We start from the raw sequence: 16,576 nt of genomic DNA, 5'->3' as shown, positions 1-16,576 counted from the left end.
CATGAGCCCACCTGCCGTGCCGATGGCGGCCACCATCCTGGCCGCAGGCCTGGGCCGCCGACTGGGCCACCGGCCCAAAGCCGCGCTGCAGATTGGCGGGATCAGTTTGCTGGAACACCTGATCGGCGCATTGCGTGGGGCCGGTCTTCAACACATCAGCGTGGTGATCGGCCCTTATGCCGAGACCTTGCAGCCCATCGCCCATCACTGTGGCGCCCACACGCTGCAACATGACCAGCCCGACACCAGCCTGATCGAATCCCAGCGGCGGGCCTTGCAAGCTCACCTGGCGCGATGCGAGGGCCACGACCTGTTGATCGTGCTGGCCGACCTGCCATGGCTGAACAACACGCACATCCAGCCACTGATCGAGGCCTGGCAACGGCGCCCAGACACCATCCATGCGCAAATGCCCATCGTGGATGGCGTGCGCGGTCACCCGCTGATCCTGACGTGGCAGGCCGTGCAGCACGTACTGGCCACGCCCACCCACCTGGGCATCCGCGACTGGTTGGCCCAGCACCCCGAGCTCGTTCAAACCATCGCCACCGACCAGCAGGCCCATGTCGCCGACCTGGACACTCCCAGCGACGTGGCGGCCCTGCAAGCCCACTGCCATCCCACGCCCGTGTCCTGGCCTGCGCCTTGGGATCACTGAGCGCAAACCTCGCGCACGCAAGCGCGCAGCCACCGGTGAGCAGGATCACCATCCATCCGTGGATGCCACAGCAATGACACCGTGAACTCAGGCAGGGGCACTGGCAGGGCAAAGCTGTGCAGGCCCGCGCGCAAGCTGCCGGTGTGCCGCTCAGGCACCGTGGCCACCAGGTCGCAGGCGCGCGCCAGGGCCAGCGCGGCTGAAAAGCCACCCACCACCGTGGCCACCTTGCGCACCAGCCCCAGCGGTGCCAAGGCTTCGTCGATGGGGCCTTGGCCCAAGCCCCTGCGCGAGAGCCCGATGTGCCCGGCTTGGGCATAGCGGGTGGGCGTGACCTTGCCCTGGCTGAGCGGATGCCCAACACGCACCACGCCCACGAAGCGGTCTCGGAACAAGGCTTGCGCACGCACCTCGGGGCCCGTGGTCTTGCCGATCACGCCGGTTTCCAGGTCGACGAGGCCATCGCGCAGCGGTGCGCTGTCCTTGTCCAGCTTGGGCAGGAAGTGCAGCCGGACACCTGGCGCGTCCTGGCTCACGCGGGCGATCAATGGGGCCCCGAAGTTCTCGACAAAGCCTTCGCGCGTGCGCAGCGTGAAAGTTCGCTCAAGCTGATCGAGTTTCAGCGCATGGGCCGGGCGCAGCGCCGCTTCGGCATCGTGCACAAGCTGGCTGACGCGATCGCGCAACTCCAGCGCCCGGGGCGATGGGACCAGACCGCGCCCCGCCCTCACCAACAAGGGATCACCGGTCACCTCGCGCAAGCGGGCCAGCGAGCGGCTCATCGCAGAGGGGCTGAGCCGCAGCCGCCGGGCGGCCCCCGCCACGCTGCCTTCGGCCAACAGCACATCCAGGGTGAATAAGAGGTTGAGATCAGGTCGAGACATGGCGCCGTGTGCATGAATGAAGTGCAAATCATGCGCCTTCCGCCATGCCAGGCAAAGCACTATCTTTCAGAACACGCCATTTTTGGGTCATCAGACAGACGAGGTTCACATGGAAATTTCAGGCAAAGAAAGCGGCCCATCGGTCGCCTGGGTGCTGGCCAGCCTGGCGCTGTGCATGCTGCTGCCCTCGCTGGGCACCAGCATCGCCAATGTGGCACTGCCCACCTTGGCCGAGGCCTTGGGCGCGTCGTTCCAGCAAGCCCAGTGGATCGTGCTGGCCTACCTGCTGGCCACCACCGCGCTGATGGTCAGCATGGGTCGGCTGGGCGACCTCGTGGGCCGTCGGCGGCTACTGATGGTGGGCATCGGACTCTTCACCGTGGGCTCCGCCCTGTGCGCCACCGCGCCGGGCCTGGGGTGGTTGATCGCCGCACGGGGTGTGCAAGGCGTGGGGGCCGCCATCATGCTGGCGCTCACGATGGCCCTGGTGGGCGAGGCCGTGCCGACATCGCAGACCGGCCGCGCCATGGGCCTGCTGGGGACCATGTCCGCGGTGGGCACGGCACTGGGCCCCTCGCTGGGCGGGGTGCTGGTTCAGCAGTTCGGGTGGCCCTCGATCTTCTGGGTCAACCTGCCACTGGGTGGGTTGGGCCTGGTCCTCGCACAGCGTTGCCTGCCCGCCGACCGCCAGCCTTTGAAGGCTGATCAGGCTCGCTTCGACCACCTGGGCACCGTGCTGTTGGCGTTCACCCTGACCGCCTATGCGCTCGCGATGACGGCGGGGCGGGGCCGCTTCGGGCTGATCAACGTGGCACTCCTCCTCACCACGCTGGGGGGACTAGGCCTGTTCGTGTGGGCCGAGGCGCATGCCAAGTCACCCTTGATCCGATTGGAGAAGTTCCGCGATTGGGCGCTGAGCGCCAGCCTGGCCGTGAGCGCGCTGATCGCCACCGTGATGATGGCCACGCTGGTGGTCGGGCCGTTCTACCTCGCGCACGCTCTGGGCCTGGGCGCGGCGCTGGTCGGCGTTGTCCTGTCGGTGGGGCCGGTGGTTGCCGCGTTCGCCGGCGTGCCTGCCGGGCGCGCGGTGGACCGCTTTGGCCCGCACCGCACCAGCCTGGGTGGGCTCATCGGCATGGTGCTGGGGTGCCTGGCGGTGTGCCTGGCACCAGCGGCGCTGGGCATTGCCGGCTATGTGATCCCCATCGCCCTCATCACCGCCAGCTATGCGCTGTTCCAGGCGGCCAACAACACCGCCGTCATGGCCCAGGTGTTGCCTGATCAGCGCGGTGTCATCTCAGGCCTGCTCAACCTGTCGCGCAACCTGGGCCTCATCACGGGTGCGTCGGTCATGGGCGCCGTCTTCGCCACCGCCTCGGGCACGGCGGATTTCAGAGTGGCGCACCCGGATGCTGTCGCCATGGGGATGCGGGTCACGTTCGCGGTGGCGGCCGCTTTGGTGGCCCTGGCCCTGGCCATCGCGTTCAGCAGATCGACCAGCGCCAGAACTGCCGCGATGGTGGGCTGAACCGATACACTGCCCGCTCAAACCAAGCTCGTCCGCACAGACCGTCACCGTCCCTCCATGAATCCTGACGACTTACAGAAGCTGGTCACCATGGCCATGCCCTTCGGAAAACACCAAGGCGTGCTCCTGGCCGATCTGCCGGGCAACTACCTCCACTGGTTTGCGCGCGAGGGCTTCCCCAAAGGCGAAATCGGCCGCCTGCTGGCCCTGATGCACGAGATTGACCACAACGGCTTGAACGATCTGCTCAAGCCCCTGCGGCGCTGAGCGCGCACGAGAGAAGAACGCACATGAAAACCTACGACATCGAAATACAGCGCCTGAAATCGGCGAAGCACTACAACGGCCTGATTGAAATCGGCGTGGATGTGTTGGTGCAAGCCCGGCCAGCGCGTGATGAGCACACCGGCACCACCTGCCTGTCCTTGCCCGTTGATGACGCGCGCACCTTGCTGATCCTGCTCAAGCAGCAGATCACCGAGCTGGACAAATTGCAGCCGCGCAGTCGGCGATCGGGACGGTGCTGAGGATCCATTGAAAGCACAAGCCCTGCGCGCCGACGTTCTCGCCGGCGTCACGACCTCGTTCGCCCTGGTGCCCGAGTGCATCGCCTTCGCCCTGGTGGCCCACCTCAATCCCTTGATGGGCCTGTACGGGGCCTTCATCATCTGCACCTTGACCGCGCTGTTCGGTGGCCGCCCCGGGATGATCTCTGGCGCCGCAGGCTCCATGGCCGTGGTGATCGTGGCGCTGGTGGTGCAGCACGGCGTGCAGTACCTGCTGGCAACCGTGGTGATGGGCGGGCTGCTGATGATCGCCTTCGGCCTGCTTCGCCTGGGCAAGCTGGTGCGCATGGTGCCGCACCCGGTGATGCTGGGCTTCGTCAACGGCCTGGCGATCGTCATCGCGCTGGCCCAGCTGGAGCACTTCAAGCGCGATGAGGGCTGGCTGAGCGGCACACCGCTCTACGTGATGATCGGCCTGGTGGCCTTGACGATGGCCATCGTCTACCTGATGCCACGCCTGACCCGCGCCGTGCCGCCTGCGCTGGTGGCCATCCTGGGCGTGGGCCTGGCCGTCAACCTGCTCGGCCTGCCCACACGCACCCTGGGCGACATGGCGCACATCGCGGGTGGCTTGCCTGCCCTGGCCCTGCCCCAGGTGCCCTGGAACCTGGACACGCTGGGCATCATCGCGCCCTACGCGGTGCTGATGGCCATGGTGGGCCTGCTGGAAACACTGCTCACGCTGAACCTGACCGATGAAATCACCGAAAGCCGCGGCTACCCCGACCGCGAGTGCGTGGCCCTGGGCGCGGCCAACGTGGTGTCGGGCATGTTCGGCGGCATGGGCGGTTGCGCCATGATCGGGCAGACGGCGATCAACCTCAGTTCCGGCGGGCGCGGGCGGCTGTCGGGCGTGGTGGCCGGGGTGATGATCCTGATGTTCGTGTTGCTGCTCTCGCCGCTGATCGAGCGCATTCCGCTGGCCGCGCTGGTGGGGGTGATGTTCGTGGTGGCGCAGCAAACCTTCGCGTGGGCCTCGCTGCGGGTGCTGAACAAAGTGCCGCTGAACGATGTGCTCATGATCATCGCGGTCACGGTCATCACGGTGTTCACCGACCTGGCCGCCGCCGTCATGTGCGGCATCGTCATCGCCGCGCTCAACTTCGCCTGGCAACACGCCCGCGAGCTGTATGCCGACCAGCACCTTGAACCGGACGGCAGCAAGCTCTACCGGGTGCATGGCACCCTGTTCTTCGCCTCGGTCACGCCCTTCCTGAATCGGTTCGACATCGCCAACGACCCGGTCCACGTGACGCTGGACTGCCGCCACCTGAACTTTGTGGACTACTCGGCGATTGCCGCGCTGAAAACGCTGCGCGAGCGGTACGACAAGGCGGGCAAGCACCTGCGGGTGCTGCACTTGTCGGACCGGTGCAAGCAGTTGCTCAAACGCGCTGGCGTGCACCCAGGCTGAGTTGGCCGCACCCCGTTTGTCGGACTGAGCCTACGCACGGGGTCGGCCCTGGCTGGCTGCACCTGGGCTCTCACATGGCCATCATGGTGTGCCACCCACACCCATCCATGGAAGCGCCAAGCATGTCCACCAGCACCGCCCTTGCCGACGTTGCGCCCGATGACCAGGCCTCGCCCTGGTCCCTGACTGCGCCTTTGTTCGTGGTGCTGAACGGCGGATCGGGCCACGTCGAGACCCAGGAAAGGGTGGCCACGGTGAAGCGCGTGTTCCAGGAGGCCGGTCGGCAACACGAGTTGCTGGAGGTCAGCGACCCCAAGAACTTGCCTCAAGCGATTTCACGCGCCATTGAACTGGCACGCCAGCACCACGGGGCCGTGGTCGCGGCCGGTGGCGACGGCACCATCAACGCGGTGGTGCAACAAGTGCTGCCCACCGGCCTGCCCCTGGGCATCCTGCCGCAAGGCACCTTCAACTACTTTGGCCGCCACCACGGTGTCTCGTCAGACATTGAAGAGGCGGCCCGATCACTGCTGACGGCCCACATCAAGCCGGTGCAAGTGGGCCTGATCAATGAGCAGGCCTTCATCGTCAACGCCAGCATGGGCCTGTACCCCACGCTGCTGCAAGACCGAGAAGTGTTCAAGCAGCGCTTTGGGCGCAGCCGGGTCGTGGCCCTGTTCGCCAGCCTGGCCACCATGCTGCGGGAGCACCGCGACTGGGTCATCAAACTCACGCTGGACGACACCACCCACACCATCGTCACGCCCACCCTGTTCGTGGGCAACAACGCGCTGCAGATGGCGCAGATCGGCATCGCCGAGGCACCCGCCTTGCAAGATGGGCAACTCGTGGCCATCGCCGTCAAGCCGGTGGGCAAACTGGCCATGCTGGGCTTGCTGTTGCGGGGCGCCTTGGGCCAATTGGGCGATGCCGACAAGGTGTCCAGCTTCGCCTTCACCAGCTTGACCGTGTCACCCCGGCGCCCTCACCGGCCCAAGCGTCTGAAGGTGGCCACCGATGGTGAGGTGATCTGGATGAACACCCCCCTGCACTTTCAGCCCTCGCCCAAGCCCTTGCAACTGCTGGTGCCCACGTGAGTGTTTTGCTGCAGATCTCCGACCCGCATTTCGGGACCGAGCAGCCGCCCGTGATGGCGGCCTTGCTGAAGCTCGCCCGAGCCCAGCAGCCCGACATCGTCGTCTGGTCGGGCGACATCACGCAACGGGCGCGGCGTTCGCAATTTGCCGCAGCGCGGCGCTTTGCCGATGAGGTCAAAGCGCCGCACCGCCTGGTCATCCCTGGCAACCACGACATCCCCTTGTTCAACGTGGCCGCCCGCTTGCTGGCGCCTTACGGCAACTTCCGCCGCGCCTTCGGCCACGAACTGGAACCCTGCATCTCAACCCCGCAGTGGCTGGTGATCGGGGTCAACACCACGCGGCCCTGGCGCCACGAGGATGGCGAGGTGTCGGCCGATCAGATCGACCGCGTGACCACCAGGTTGAATGCCGCACAAGCTGGCCAGGTGAAGGTCGTGGTCGTGCACCAACCCGTGTGCGTGACGCTGGACAAGGATCGCAAGAACCTGCTGAAGGGGCACGAAGCCGCCTTGTCGCAGTGGGGCCAGGCGGGGGTCGATCTGATCCTGGGTGGCCACATTCACCTGCCCTTTGTGGTGCCCCAGAAAACCATCCGTGGGGGCGCCCAGCATCCGTTCTGGGTGGTGCAGGCCGGCACGGCTTTGTCATCCAGGGTGCGGGGGGGCATGGCCAACTCGGTCAACCTGATCAGGCGCCCCGCCATGCCGGAACAGCCCTTGTCGATCGAGCGATGGGACTTCAAGGCCGAGCACGCGGCCTTTGAGCATGTGAGCTGAGCGCCCACCAAGGCATCACTGATCCTGTTGCAAGCGCCCCAACAAGTCTGCAGTGGGATGGCCATCTGCTGGCAAACCCACACTGCGTTGAAACGCCCGCAAGGCCTGGCGCGTGGCGGGGCCCACCTGACCATCGGGGGTGCCGCTGTCAAAACCGCGCCGGTTCAACGCCGTTTGCAAGGCCGACACCTCGCCACGCGTCAAGGCGCGCAAATCCAACGGCCAGGCGGCCTGAACACCCGGGCCACCGCCGATGCGCTGGGCCAGCAGGCACACGGTGAGCGCGTAGCTCGTTGAGTTGTTGTAGCGCAGGACAGCGCGGTAGTTGCGCCCCACGATGAAAGTCGGCCCACGCGCCCCCGCTGGCAGCAGGATCGAGGCATCGGCCAACGCGGGCCATGGCGCATCACCCATGGCCCGCACACCTTCCGCAGCCCACTGCGCCGAGCTTTGCTGCACCGCAGGGTCGGCACGGGCTGGGTCGAACCCTGCGGGCAATTGCACTTCCAGGCCCCAAGGCTCATGGGCCCGCCAGCCTGACTTGGCCAGGTAGTTGGCGGTGGAGGCCAACACATCGGCCATGCTGCCCCAGATGTCTCGGCGCCCGTCGCCATCGGCATCCACGGCATAGGCCAGGTAGGACGACGGCATGAACTGCGTCTGGCCCATGGCACCGGCCCATGACCCGATCATGCGGGGCCGTTCGATGTCGCCATGCTGCAGGATCTTCAGGGCCGCCAGCAACTCACCGCGAGCCCAGGCCTCGCGCCGACCTTCGAAGCCCAGCGTGGCCAGCGCGTCGATGACGGGCACATCGCCATAGTTGCCGCCGAAATTGCTTTCAATGCCCCACACCGCCATCAGGATGGGGCCGGGCACGCCATACCGCGTGCTGGCCGCGTCGGCCTCCAGGCGGAGTTCCACCAGCTTTTGCTGGCCCGTGGCCACGCGCTGCGGCGTGATGACGCCGTCCACGTAGTCCCACAAGGTGCGCGTGAACTCGGGCTGGGCGCGGTCCGCCTCCACGGCGCGATGACGCAATTGCACGCCATCCAACGCAGTGTGCAAGGTGGCCTCGTCGATGCCAGCGGCGCGGGCCGATTCACGGAAGTTCGCCACCCACTGCGCGAAGCGCTGTTCGATGGGCGCTTCGACGTCGCTGGGGGCTTTTGGCGGGGCCTGGGTGGCAGGACCAGAAGCACAGCCTGACAGGACCGCCAGCGCCAGCAAGGCAGACCGGATGTGAAGGGAAAGCAATCGCATGAGAACTCCAGAAAACATGCCCAGTCTACTGAACCGATAATGACCCCATGGACTCCCTGATCGCCGCGGCCGCGCGCGCCCTTGCAGCGGGCGATGCGCTCGGCGCCCTCAAGCGCGTTGCCCTGCGCGACGACCCACCCGCGCTGGCCCTGCGCGGCATCGCCATGGCCCAACTGGGCGAACACCCGCGTGCCCGCGAACTGCTGCGGCTCGCTGCCCGGGGCTTTGGGGCCAAAGAGGAGCTGGCGCGTGCGCGTTGCATCGTCGCCGAAGCCGAGGTGGCCCTGGCCATGCGAGACCTCAGCGGCCCCGCAAGCTCACTGCGCGCGCTGACCGCCGCCACCGCCACCTTGGAAGCACGCGCGGACCACGCCAATGCCCTGCAAGCGCGTTTGATCGCCGTGCGCCGACTCTTGCTGCTGGGCCAGCTCGACCAGGCCACTGCCACGCTGGCCTTGATCAACACGCAGGGCTTACCGCCCGCACTGGCCACCGTGGCCGAGTTGTCCACGGCTGAACTGGCACTGCGTTCGCTGGACATGGGCCCCGCGCAAGCGGCGCTGGCCCACGCCCACGAAGCGGCCTTGCGCGCGGGCGTGCCCGCCCTGCTGGCTGAAGTGGCGGAGATGCAAGCCTTGCTCGAACGCCCCGCCGCCCGGCGCCTGTCGCCCCATGGCGAGCAGGCACTGCGGCTGGGTGAGGTGGCGACCCTGGTGGAATCGAACGCCTTGGTGCTGGACGCCTGCCGCCACGGCCTTCGCGCTGGCAAAGCCTGGTTGCCGCTGGCCAGCCGACCCGTGCTGTTCACCCTGTTGCGCATGCTCGCCGAGGCCTGGCCGGGCGATGTCGATCGGCCAGCCTTGATCGCCTTGGCTTTCCGCACCCGCCACCCCGACGAAACCCACCGGGCGCGCCTGCGGGTCGAGATGGGCCGCCTGCGCGCCTTGGTCACAGGGCTCGCGGGCATCGAGGCCACGGCCAAGGGCTTTGCCCTTCGGCCTTGCGATGGGCGTGCGGTCGTGGTCCTGGCACCGCCCATCGATGGCGATCAGGCCTCGCTGGTGGCGCTGCTGTCTGATGGCGCGGCCTGGTCAACCTCGGCCCTGGCACTGGCCCTGGGCGCCAGCCAGCGCACCGTGCAGCGTGCGCTGGCCGAGCTGCAGTCCACCGGCCAAGTCCGCGCCATCGGGCAGGCACGCGCGCGCCGCTGGTTGTCGCCCCCGCTGGCTGGATTCACGACAATCTTGTTACTCCCTGCTGCGCTGTCACTTGACTAAAGTGGCCTCCATCGCGCCGCCTCCAGGCGCATCACCAGGAGCCCAGAGATGACCACCAAGACCCTCCCCCGCACCGCCGAGATCGTGCGCGAATACGGCCCCTTCGCTGGCAGCGACCGCATCCACGGCGTCACGCACGACGGCCACCGCGTTTGGGCCGCCACGGGCGCCAAACTGGTCGCCTTCGATCCAGCCCAAGGCACCACCTTGCGCACGCTGGACGTGGCCTGCGATGCAGGCACGGCCTTTGACGGCACCCACCTCTACCAGATCGCCGAGACCCGCATCGACAAGATCGACCCGAGCACCGGCCAGGTCGTGGCGTCCATCCCTGCACCCGGCAGTGGCAGCGACTCGGGGCTGACCTGGGCCGAAGGCAGCTTATGGGTGGGGCAATACCGCGATCGCAAGATCCACCAGATCGATCCGCAAACCGGCAAGGTCCTGCGCACCATCGAATCCAACCGTTTTGTCACGGGCGTGACCTGGGTGGATGGCGACCTGTGGCATGGCACCTGGGAAGGTGACGAAAGCGAGCTGCGCCGCATCAACCCGCAAAGCGGTGCGGTGCTGGAGCGGCTGGCGATGCCCAGTGGCACGGGGGTCAGTGGGCTGGAGTCGGATGGGGCGGCCTTGTTTTACTGCGGTGGCGGCCCAAGCGGCAAGGTGCGCGCTGTGCGGCGGCCTTCAAAATCGGCAGGGACCAGCGGTGGATTGTGATTGGCGAGGGCGCCAGCCCGCGTTGCGCACCCTATTTTTGTTCAATGTCATCTATTTGAACGCCCAAGCTGCTGGTGCTTAACTGCAGTCGCACTAGGCCGCCTGCCTTGGCTTGTTGCCAGGTTTCTTTGGATACGCAGGGTTGGGCAGGGCCCGCGAGACCAGGGCCGCTGATCTCGATGTGATGGTGGCATCCGCGTCCAGTTCTTTTGGAAAAAACTTTTTGAACGCGGACCTCGACCTGAGAGGAGTCACCCCACATTTGGGTGATGAACGCTGGTGCCCCCCAATAAAACGCCATCCAACTCATGAGGGAAAAAAAGAGGGCGCCAACCAGCACAAATGACAGACGGCGCAGCGGACCGTATTGGTTGTAATGTACGTTGGGGTTTTTGTCCAAGAAGATCGCAAACAGCGCGCAAACACCCATGACGGCGGCAAGTGGCATGGCCAGCGCATCGACCAAGTCCGATGGAATGAAATTACGCCGATTCATGCCACCGTAGATGGCGGCCACCATGACGATCAGGCCTGCCCCGGTGACTTGCTTGGCCCGCTTGGTGACTCCGGTTTGAAAGATCCAACCCATGTCGTGGCTAAAACCAGAGGTAACCCGCGCAAGCGCACGAAGTGCATGAGGGCAGGACTTTACTCTTGCAAGCCGAACTCAAGCTGGCAAACATGCCTGCCCAAACATCATCCGATGACCATCGATGGTTTCGATGCCGAACTCACGCATGCCCCATGCTTCATCTCGCAATGATTTTACAAAGGTGACGCCACGCTGACTGAAAGCCTCATGCAGCTCGTCAATGCCCTCCACTTGTACGTAAGCGAAGTAGGAGTGGTCGCCGATTGCACTCACCGGCAAGGCATCCGGACACTCACCCGCCATGACGATGAGTAGCGAGGCTTCATGAGCATGGCGCCACTTCGCTCCATGGTTTGCTTTGGGTGCCCCAGCTTCATGGCAGTGGGGTGAGAATTCGGTACGTGATGGTTGTATTCCCCGCTTCGATGATCTCGAAACGGGAGCCTTTGAAGCCGACCACCGAGCTTTTGGCGATGTCGTACTTGAGGTCTTGTGAGAATGCGGGCCGCGCCATGTTGTCTTTGAACTCTCTGTACAGCAAGGACAGTGTCGATTGTGATGTTCCTGAGTAGACGAGCTCTCGTTGAAATGGCGCCTCTCGGGGCGGGCGTTGGACGGTGGCTGGTGCCACCTTGAGTTCTGCCGCGGGGCTGAGATTGGGAACCGCATCCTCGGGCCAGAACCAAAAGACGGAGGTCGTTCCATTGGTGGCCACATGAATGCCGCCCTTCAGCACCTCCGGATCTGCGAAGGCTCCTTTGCTTTCATAAGACAGTTCAACGCCAGGCTCTGCAGCGTAATACTTACCACCGTTTTCGTCTGTGCCGGCAAGTTCCAAATCTCCTGCTGGGATGTCCAATGCCATGCGGAGGGTCTCGCGGTAGTTGGTGATGTGGCGAAAGCGAGCGGCGAGCTTCATGGCCGGCAAAGTGGCGACCGAGTATGTCTTGATCATGGACTCGCCAAGCTCCACCGTGACCCGTGATCCAGTTGCAGGCCAAGTCTGGATCCGCTCGTGGTCGGCCTGTTTGACCGGGATGAACTGAAGCTTTGCAAACTTCGTGGTGGTACAAGCTGCCAGAAGAGGAAGTGCGAGCGAGATCAACAAAAGACGACGATCCATTTTTTTACCTTTGAGTTTGTTGGGTGGCGGCACGCGTTACCCATCCGCGAAATTAGCATGTTGTTCAGTCTTCCAGGGCCAGCATGTTCAACTCCCCCTGGTTGTAGGTCACTCTTTTACCTTGAACGATCTTGTACCGCTTTGAACCAGATTTGATCGACATGTTGTGGCGGACGAACTCGTAAGGTTTCGACAGGGGAATGGTGTGCGCGGTGCCGCGGTATCCCTTGACCAAACCGATGTCCATCTTCATCGAATGAGCTTTTTCCACGAACCTCTCCAGGAAGTCCGCTCGGCCGACATCGCAACACTTGAAGATGATGCAACCTGCCTTCGTGAGCCCCCAGCGAGACAAGGCCACCGCCAGATCGTGCACCTCTTTTTCGGCAACCGTCGTCTTGGTCCCGTGGGCCACGATGATCACCGTGTCCTCCAGCGTGACGCCTTCAAGCACCCCTGTCCTCAACGTCGTCCAATTCGAATCCGCCTTGCTTGACGGGTTGGTGTGATCGGGCGACACGAACTTGAACTCTTTGGCAAGGCTGTAGTACTTTCGATAAGTGGTTGCCGACTCGTTGATGGTTGAGTCTGGGCTGAGCTTCAGCAAGTAGGTATTCGGCATGATTTGCTCCGCAGTTATCTAAAGGCGCCGATAGACAGCCGTCAGCGGCGTGCTGGGATCATGGACTTCCAGGCGACCTTCGCTCAAGCAATACTTGTGGGGCTTGGCAGAGGACTGGATCGACAGCAAAGAGCATGCGCCCTCCACGGACGAGACGACATACTCTTTGACTTCATGATCGTTGATGCCCTCAATGGTCAATGTGATGCGTTGGCTGTCGATTTCCAGTCGGCCGCTGCTGAAGGTCTCCTTGATGGATTCGATGTCACGGCTGGACGCGTTCAAGCTCTGGGCTTGCTGGATCATGGGTGCCAAATCGATGGCCCATTTGCCTTCAATGGAAGCGGCCTTCTTCGAACAGCCAAGCGCGGATGCAACGACCAATGAAATGGCCATGGCGATGAGTTTGCGATTCAAGTTTTTCTCCCTTTGCGTTACGTTTGATTCTCGATCCTAAGAACCTGGGTCAGCATCTCCTGCGCAGACTGCAAAGAAGCACTGCTGAATGGCGTTCATCTGCGAGAAGTTCAATGCAGGAAGGCCTGCTGAGTACATCTCAAGCTTCCTCCGCCACGCTCTTTGCGCTTGAGGTAAGCAAGCGGCGCAAGGCGATCGCTCCAATGGTCGCCGCGAAAATCGCGGCCAGCCACACAGATCCTGGAATGGCAGACGGGGCCAGACTTGCTTCAGTTTCCATCGGTGCAACCCATAAAAAGACAGTGCTGTTGATCGCTGCGTGCAGGGCAACGCAGGGAATCAATGAACGAGATCTTTCATAGAGCCATCCCATCAACAGCCCAAGCAGAAACGCCAGGAGAAACTGGTAGATGTTCAGATGAGCGGCCCCAAAGTACAGAGCCGAATAGCCAATGGCCAAGCCACGTGGGTACCGATCAAGGAAAGATCGCAGCAGGATGCCGCGAAACAGCATCTCCTCCACCACTGGCGCAATCACACAAGTGGCAATGAACGCCGGTAACGTGGGCCTGACCATGGCGGCGAATGCTTGCTGCTCCCAGGCAGAAATCGGGAGCACAGATTCAATGGCACTGATCAGTGAAACGTCCAACAGCACTGCGAACGGTATGAGAAGAAGTATTGGGGGAACCAGGAAAATGAAAACTGACCAAGGCGACACTTTGCTCGGGTGCACAAGTTCGCGATAGCCCATTCCCCGAATGTGCATGGCTGCGGTGATCAGAATGCCGTTGGCCAACAACATGGCCAGCGCCAAGAGTTGCTCGTCGGTGAGGCCAAGGGCATCGCGAAAGTCATACAGCGCCGCGCCCAGAATGTATTGAAGAACAAATCCAGCCAACAGCAGGAAAGCCGCTTGTGGGGCAGAAGGGAAGGTTGTTCTCTCAGGCGGCATAGGAGTGCTCAGGCTTCAACCGATGGTCCGCCGCAGCGCGACCATGGTTGACCGAGAGAAGCCATGCTTTGCATAGAAGCGCTGGGCCGACGTGTTCTCGCGATCCGTGAGCAAGGTGATGCGTTTGACGCCGTGAAGGCGAGCGAAATCCATGGCGTGATTCAGCAAGTCCGATCCCACACCCGAGCCACGTGCGCTGGGGGACACGACCATGTCCTCGAGAAGCGCGACACGCTCACCGATTGCCGTGGAAACGGTGAACAGCAGGTTGACCATTGCCAAGATGGTGGAGCCTTCACGAGCAAGCAGGATGACGCCAAGATCAGGGTTGCTGATGATGGCTGACAAGCCTTTGCATTGAGCTGCCTCGTTTGGCTGGAACTCAATTTCTTGGGCGAACAGAACCGATAGCAACTCACTGAGTGCGGGGATGTCTGCTGCTGACGCTCGTTCGAAGATTGGCACGGTGTTCTTCTTGTAATTTGCAAGCTCATGCTTGCTCATGATCATGACGGTCTTGGGGATTAGTGCCCACAAGGCGCTGCGAAACCTGCATCCCAATCCCACACGGGTCTCCCTGCGTTGCCCAACGCTCAGGTTAACCGGCAGCTAGGCTGGTGACCGGTGCGCGGTTGATTGAGCCACTCAATTTCAACATGATCAGTTGAAGCGTAGATGCGAAGTTCATTGCTAGCCCCCCGAGTGAGTTTGTACGACTCGCGCCAGCGACTGGCGACACTTTGATCATCGCGCAGCAGGTCCCAAGTTACCGAAGCAAGCACACTCATTTGACCCAGCGGGACAACTTGCATTTTTTGGAAACGACAAGCGCGACAGCCTTGCTCATGGTACTTGTTCAGGAAACCTTGAAAGTACTGGGCGATCTTCTCTTGCAAAACGCTTCAAAGAACCGCTGTATGTCACCGGTCATTTCAGATTCATTCAGCATCGTGACTGCACTCATCGTGTTGCACTTGCTGCTTGAGGCTGGGCTGCTGGGGCGAGAAGGACCGGCGGGTGAGCCAAAACAAGTTTCGCTCACGCCAGAGCATCCGCCTGAAGGTGGGGCATGAAAGGGATGTCAGTGGCGCCCACATCAAGGCCCAGTTGGGTTAGCAAGGTTGTAACTTGCCCCCGGTGATGCGTTTGGTGATTGAATGTGTGGGTAACAAGCATCCATTTTGGAAACGTACGAACAAGGCCATCAACTTTGCTTTTATATGAGAGCGTCTCGGCCAGCCATGTTGGTGACAGCGTTTCAGACCATTCCAACATCCTTGTATCGAGCTGCGCACGTTCAATACGCAAGCGCTCAAAGCTACCAAAAAGGTCTGCATCGATTTCGGGTACGACGGCAGGATTTCCTGTGAACCGGCTAAGGAAGGCAAGGTCCGCGTACATGATGTGATTTAGCGTGCCGTAGATGGATTTGAAAAATGCGCCTCTGTCTGCGTAAAGATCAGAGGGGGGCACTTTCTCGCAGATTGCATAGAGGCGAGAATTCATCCAAACGTTGTACTGCGCCATCATGCAGCAATAAGCGGTGGTGATCATAGGAAGATGCCTTTCAGGCCAACGCCAAAAGTAAGGGGCACCGAGTTAGGCTGGTAACAGGTGCTTCAGCGATTGAGTTTCGCGTTTCAAAGCTTGTGTTCAACGAACCTTCATCCATTTGAGTTGCCGTCTACTTCTGGTTGATTGCTGCGGTCCTTGAGTCCGTAATCTTTGCCTGCTTGATGTGCGAATTTTTGAGCGAAGAATAGGATGTTCTCGCACAACTTGGCATTGCCGAGAGCTTGTGCTGCGCACGAGAACACCAGGATACCTCTGTAGACATAGTTCCATACGTCCTCGCGGTGTTCTTCCTGCCTGAATGTGCCATGCATGCCGCTCAGGTGAAACCTCGGCGGTGTCCCGAAGTACATGTCCATAACTTGAGGGGAGGCCGCATGGATGAAGCCTGAATATGCTTTGCTGATTTCGCGTGAGACACGTACACCTTGACTTGGGTTCTGATTGGCCCCTTCGACGTTGGCTATGTATGCCCTGATCTTTTTCCTTGGCACCATGGGGCGATCTTGTTCGCCCAGCTTTCCTGTCGTCAGATCAAATTCCTCTTGATAAAACGCATCGAGAAATTTTTGGTGTAGTTCGCTTACCTCCCCGACGATGAGAGCGTAGGACAAGAACGTGACGTCTTCTTGTATCTCGTCGAGAATTCGTTGAAGAGATGCTTGTTCTTGAAGGAATCCGTACTCCAGCAGGATGAAAGTGGCGCGTAGCGTTGTAACGTACCGCGCGAGTTTTTGAACTATCGCTTGTTGGATTGTCTTTTCGACATATCGATAGGCAAAGGAATCCGCAAATGGAATCTTTTGAGGCTGCGGGACAAGAAGCGCCAGTTGATGCACAGTTGCACTCATGTTTTGGATCGCAGATTCGTATAACGACTCAGCCATGTGAAAGCCTAACTATTGTTTAGGCTTCAAAGTTGCATCTATCCGCACCCGATAGAACATCGAATGCGGCGGATAACTCGGGCTTCATCCCCTCACGCCGACAGCCAAGAAGCGCCCTCTTCCCTCGACGGACGGAGCATTTCGCAATAAGACCCATGTACTTCTCCCTGGTGACGCGCAAGCGTTACCCATCATGCCAGAGGCGTCCATGACCCCGAACGG

Annotated in this window: 21 protein-coding genes; 10 read left to right on the top strand and 11 right to left on the bottom strand. The window is 62.1% G+C overall.

What is annotated here, in order from left to right; all coding sequences use genetic code 11:
- The first annotated feature begins 1 nt into the window (after window position 1).
- Window positions 2–658, top strand: a complete 657-nt coding sequence (locus tag Q7V20_RS12105; protein ID WP_304791156.1) for an NTP transferase domain-containing protein — start codon at window positions 2–4, stop codon at window positions 656–658.
- On the opposite strand, the gene Q7V20_RS12100 is transcribed toward Q7V20_RS12105, so the two are convergent.
- Window positions 652–1,542, bottom strand: a complete 891-nt coding sequence (locus Q7V20_RS12100; RefSeq protein WP_304791153.1) for a LysR family transcriptional regulator — start codon at window positions 1,540–1,542, stop codon at window positions 652–654. The genes Q7V20_RS12105 and Q7V20_RS12100 overlap by 7 nt on opposite strands.
- 109 nt (window positions 1,543–1,651) lie before the next feature.
- On the opposite strand from Q7V20_RS12100, the gene Q7V20_RS12095 reads away from it, so the two are divergent.
- The 6 genes from Q7V20_RS12095 (at window position 1,652) to Q7V20_RS12070 (ending at window position 6,926) form a co-directional block, all read left to right on the top strand.
- Complete coding sequence (locus Q7V20_RS12095) at window positions 1,652–3,070, top strand: MFS transporter (protein ID WP_304791150.1); 1,419 nt, start codon at window positions 1,652–1,654, stop codon at window positions 3,068–3,070.
- A 57-nt stretch (window positions 3,071–3,127) separates the two neighbouring features.
- Window positions 3,128–3,337, top strand: a complete 210-nt coding sequence (locus tag Q7V20_RS12090; RefSeq protein ID WP_304791148.1) for a DUF3820 family protein — start codon at window positions 3,128–3,130, stop codon at window positions 3,335–3,337.
- Window positions 3,338–3,360: 23 nt separating this feature from the next.
- The gene (locus tag Q7V20_RS12085; protein ID WP_304791145.1) at window positions 3,361–3,597 is read left to right on the top strand and encodes a hypothetical protein; all 237 of its coding nucleotides are present in this window, start codon (window positions 3,361–3,363) and stop codon (window positions 3,595–3,597) included.
- A gap of 7 nt (window positions 3,598–3,604) precedes the next feature.
- Window positions 3,605–5,050 carry a SulP family inorganic anion transporter gene (locus Q7V20_RS12080; RefSeq protein WP_304791143.1) on the top strand — a complete coding sequence of 482 codons (1,446 nt, stop codon included), beginning with the start codon at window positions 3,605–3,607 and terminating at the stop codon, window positions 5,048–5,050.
- A 122-nt stretch (window positions 5,051–5,172) separates the two neighbouring features.
- Window positions 5,173–6,147: a diacylglycerol kinase family protein gene (locus Q7V20_RS12075; protein WP_304791141.1), complete on the top strand. Its 975-nt coding sequence runs from the start codon at window positions 5,173–5,175 to the stop codon at window positions 6,145–6,147.
- On the top strand, window positions 6,144–6,926 hold the full coding sequence (locus tag Q7V20_RS12070) for a metallophosphoesterase (protein ID WP_304791137.1): 783 nt from the start codon (window positions 6,144–6,146) through the stop codon (window positions 6,924–6,926). The genes Q7V20_RS12075 and Q7V20_RS12070 overlap by 4 nt, the downstream gene beginning before the upstream one ends.
- Before the next feature lie 15 nt (window positions 6,927–6,941).
- Here Q7V20_RS12070 and Q7V20_RS12065 read toward each other — a convergent pair whose 3' ends face one another.
- Entirely contained in the window at window positions 6,942–8,189 is a 1,248-nt protein-coding gene (locus Q7V20_RS12065; protein ID WP_304791134.1) for a lytic murein transglycosylase, read from the bottom strand.
- 47 nt (window positions 8,190–8,236) lie between these two features.
- Between Q7V20_RS12065 and Q7V20_RS12060 the strand changes: the two genes are divergently transcribed.
- Window positions 8,237–9,466, top strand: coding sequence for a helix-turn-helix domain-containing protein (locus Q7V20_RS12060; RefSeq protein WP_304791131.1), 1,230 nt, complete (start codon window positions 8,237–8,239; stop codon window positions 9,464–9,466).
- A gap of 48 nt (window positions 9,467–9,514) precedes the next feature.
- Complete coding sequence (locus Q7V20_RS12055; protein WP_304791128.1) at window positions 9,515–10,186, top strand: hypothetical protein; 672 nt, start codon at window positions 9,515–9,517, stop codon at window positions 10,184–10,186.
- Between the two features lie 31 nt (window positions 10,187–10,217).
- Here the strand turns inward: Q7V20_RS12055 and Q7V20_RS12050 are convergent, their stop codons facing one another.
- From Q7V20_RS12050 to Q7V20_RS12020, 7 genes are all read right to left on the bottom strand, one after another.
- Complete coding sequence (locus Q7V20_RS12050; protein ID WP_304791125.1) at window positions 10,218–10,775, bottom strand: hypothetical protein; 558 nt, start codon at window positions 10,773–10,775, stop codon at window positions 10,218–10,220.
- A gap of 78 nt (window positions 10,776–10,853) precedes the next feature.
- Window positions 10,854–11,087, bottom strand: coding sequence for a VOC family protein (locus Q7V20_RS12045; protein ID WP_370652458.1), 234 nt, complete (start codon window positions 11,085–11,087; stop codon window positions 10,854–10,856).
- Between the two features lie 64 nt (window positions 11,088–11,151).
- A complete protein-coding gene (locus Q7V20_RS12040; RefSeq protein WP_304791118.1) occupies window positions 11,152–11,934 on the bottom strand; it encodes a hypothetical protein in 783 nt (260 codons plus the stop codon).
- Between the two features lie 31 nt (window positions 11,935–11,965).
- The gene (locus Q7V20_RS12035; RefSeq protein ID WP_304791116.1) at window positions 11,966–12,523 is read right to left on the bottom strand and encodes a hypothetical protein; all 558 of its coding nucleotides are present in this window, start codon (window positions 12,521–12,523) and stop codon (window positions 11,966–11,968) included.
- An 18-nt stretch (window positions 12,524–12,541) separates the two neighbouring features.
- Window positions 12,542–12,940, bottom strand: a complete 399-nt coding sequence (locus Q7V20_RS12030) for a hypothetical protein (RefSeq protein WP_304791113.1) — start codon at window positions 12,938–12,940, stop codon at window positions 12,542–12,544.
- A 139-nt stretch (window positions 12,941–13,079) separates the two neighbouring features.
- Window positions 13,080–13,895, bottom strand: a complete 816-nt coding sequence (locus Q7V20_RS12025) for a CPBP family intramembrane glutamic endopeptidase (protein WP_304791111.1) — start codon at window positions 13,893–13,895, stop codon at window positions 13,080–13,082.
- Window positions 13,896–13,910: 15 nt separating this feature from the next.
- The gene (locus Q7V20_RS12020) at window positions 13,911–14,399 is read right to left on the bottom strand and encodes a GNAT family N-acetyltransferase (protein WP_304791108.1); all 489 of its coding nucleotides are present in this window, start codon (window positions 14,397–14,399) and stop codon (window positions 13,911–13,913) included.
- A 236-nt stretch (window positions 14,400–14,635) separates the two neighbouring features.
- Here Q7V20_RS12020 and Q7V20_RS12015 point away from each other — a divergent pair, with 236 nt between their 5' ends.
- Window positions 14,636–14,968 carry a hypothetical protein gene (locus Q7V20_RS12015; RefSeq protein WP_304791105.1) on the top strand — a complete coding sequence of 111 codons (333 nt, stop codon included), beginning with the start codon at window positions 14,636–14,638 and terminating at the stop codon, window positions 14,966–14,968.
- Here Q7V20_RS12015 and Q7V20_RS12010 read toward each other — a convergent pair.
- Window positions 14,934–15,449 (bottom strand): DinB family protein, encoded by a 516-nt coding sequence (locus Q7V20_RS12010; protein WP_304791102.1) that lies wholly within the window; start codon window positions 15,447–15,449, stop codon window positions 14,934–14,936. The genes Q7V20_RS12015 and Q7V20_RS12010 overlap by 35 nt on opposite strands.
- Before the next feature lie 110 nt (window positions 15,450–15,559).
- Window positions 15,560–16,354 (bottom strand): hypothetical protein, encoded by a 795-nt coding sequence (locus tag Q7V20_RS12005; protein ID WP_304791099.1) that lies wholly within the window; start codon window positions 16,352–16,354, stop codon window positions 15,560–15,562.
- Window positions 16,355–16,576: the final 222 nt, after the last annotated feature.

The sequence above is a fragment of the Aquabacterium sp. genome (assembly GCF_030652515.1).
Taxonomy (GTDB): domain Bacteria; phylum Pseudomonadota; class Gammaproteobacteria; order Burkholderiales; family Burkholderiaceae_C; genus Aquabacterium.
Note: the sequence above shows the minus strand (reverse complement) of the source record. Positions and strands in the feature narration are given on the sequence as shown.

Coding starts and splice junctions, on each gene's coding strand:
- Q7V20_RS12105 (WP_304791156.1), top strand. CDS start 2: ATGAGCCCACCTGCCGTGCCGATGGCGGCCACCATCCTGGCCGCAGGC.
- Q7V20_RS12100 (WP_304791153.1), bottom strand. CDS start 1,542: ATGTCTCGACCTGATCTCAACCTCTTATTCACCCTGGATGTGCTGTTG.
- Q7V20_RS12095 (WP_304791150.1), top strand. CDS start 1,652: ATGGAAATTTCAGGCAAAGAAAGCGGCCCATCGGTCGCCTGGGTGCTG.
- Q7V20_RS12090 (WP_304791148.1), top strand. CDS start 3,128: ATGAATCCTGACGACTTACAGAAGCTGGTCACCATGGCCATGCCCTTC.
- Q7V20_RS12085 (WP_304791145.1), top strand. CDS start 3,361: ATGAAAACCTACGACATCGAAATACAGCGCCTGAAATCGGCGAAGCAC.
- Q7V20_RS12075 (WP_304791141.1), top strand. CDS start 5,173: ATGTCCACCAGCACCGCCCTTGCCGACGTTGCGCCCGATGACCAGGCC.
- Q7V20_RS12065 (WP_304791134.1), bottom strand. CDS start 8,189: ATGCGATTGCTTTCCCTTCACATCCGGTCTGCCTTGCTGGCGCTGGCG.
- Q7V20_RS12060 (WP_304791131.1), top strand. CDS start 8,237: ATGGACTCCCTGATCGCCGCGGCCGCGCGCGCCCTTGCAGCGGGCGAT.
- Q7V20_RS12055 (WP_304791128.1), top strand. CDS start 9,515: ATGACCACCAAGACCCTCCCCCGCACCGCCGAGATCGTGCGCGAATAC.
- Q7V20_RS12050 (WP_304791125.1), bottom strand. CDS start 10,775: ATGGGTTGGATCTTTCAAACCGGAGTCACCAAGCGGGCCAAGCAAGTC.
- Q7V20_RS12035 (WP_304791116.1), bottom strand. CDS start 12,523: ATGCCGAATACCTACTTGCTGAAGCTCAGCCCAGACTCAACCATCAAC.
- Q7V20_RS12025 (WP_304791111.1), bottom strand. CDS start 13,895: ATGCCGCCTGAGAGAACAACCTTCCCTTCTGCCCCACAAGCGGCTTTC.
- Q7V20_RS12020 (WP_304791108.1), bottom strand. CDS start 14,399: ATGAGCAAGCATGAGCTTGCAAATTACAAGAAGAACACCGTGCCAATC.
- Q7V20_RS12010 (WP_304791102.1), bottom strand. CDS start 15,449: ATGATCACCACCGCTTATTGCTGCATGATGGCGCAGTACAACGTTTGG.
- Q7V20_RS12005 (WP_304791099.1), bottom strand. CDS start 16,354: ATGGCTGAGTCGTTATACGAATCTGCGATCCAAAACATGAGTGCAACT.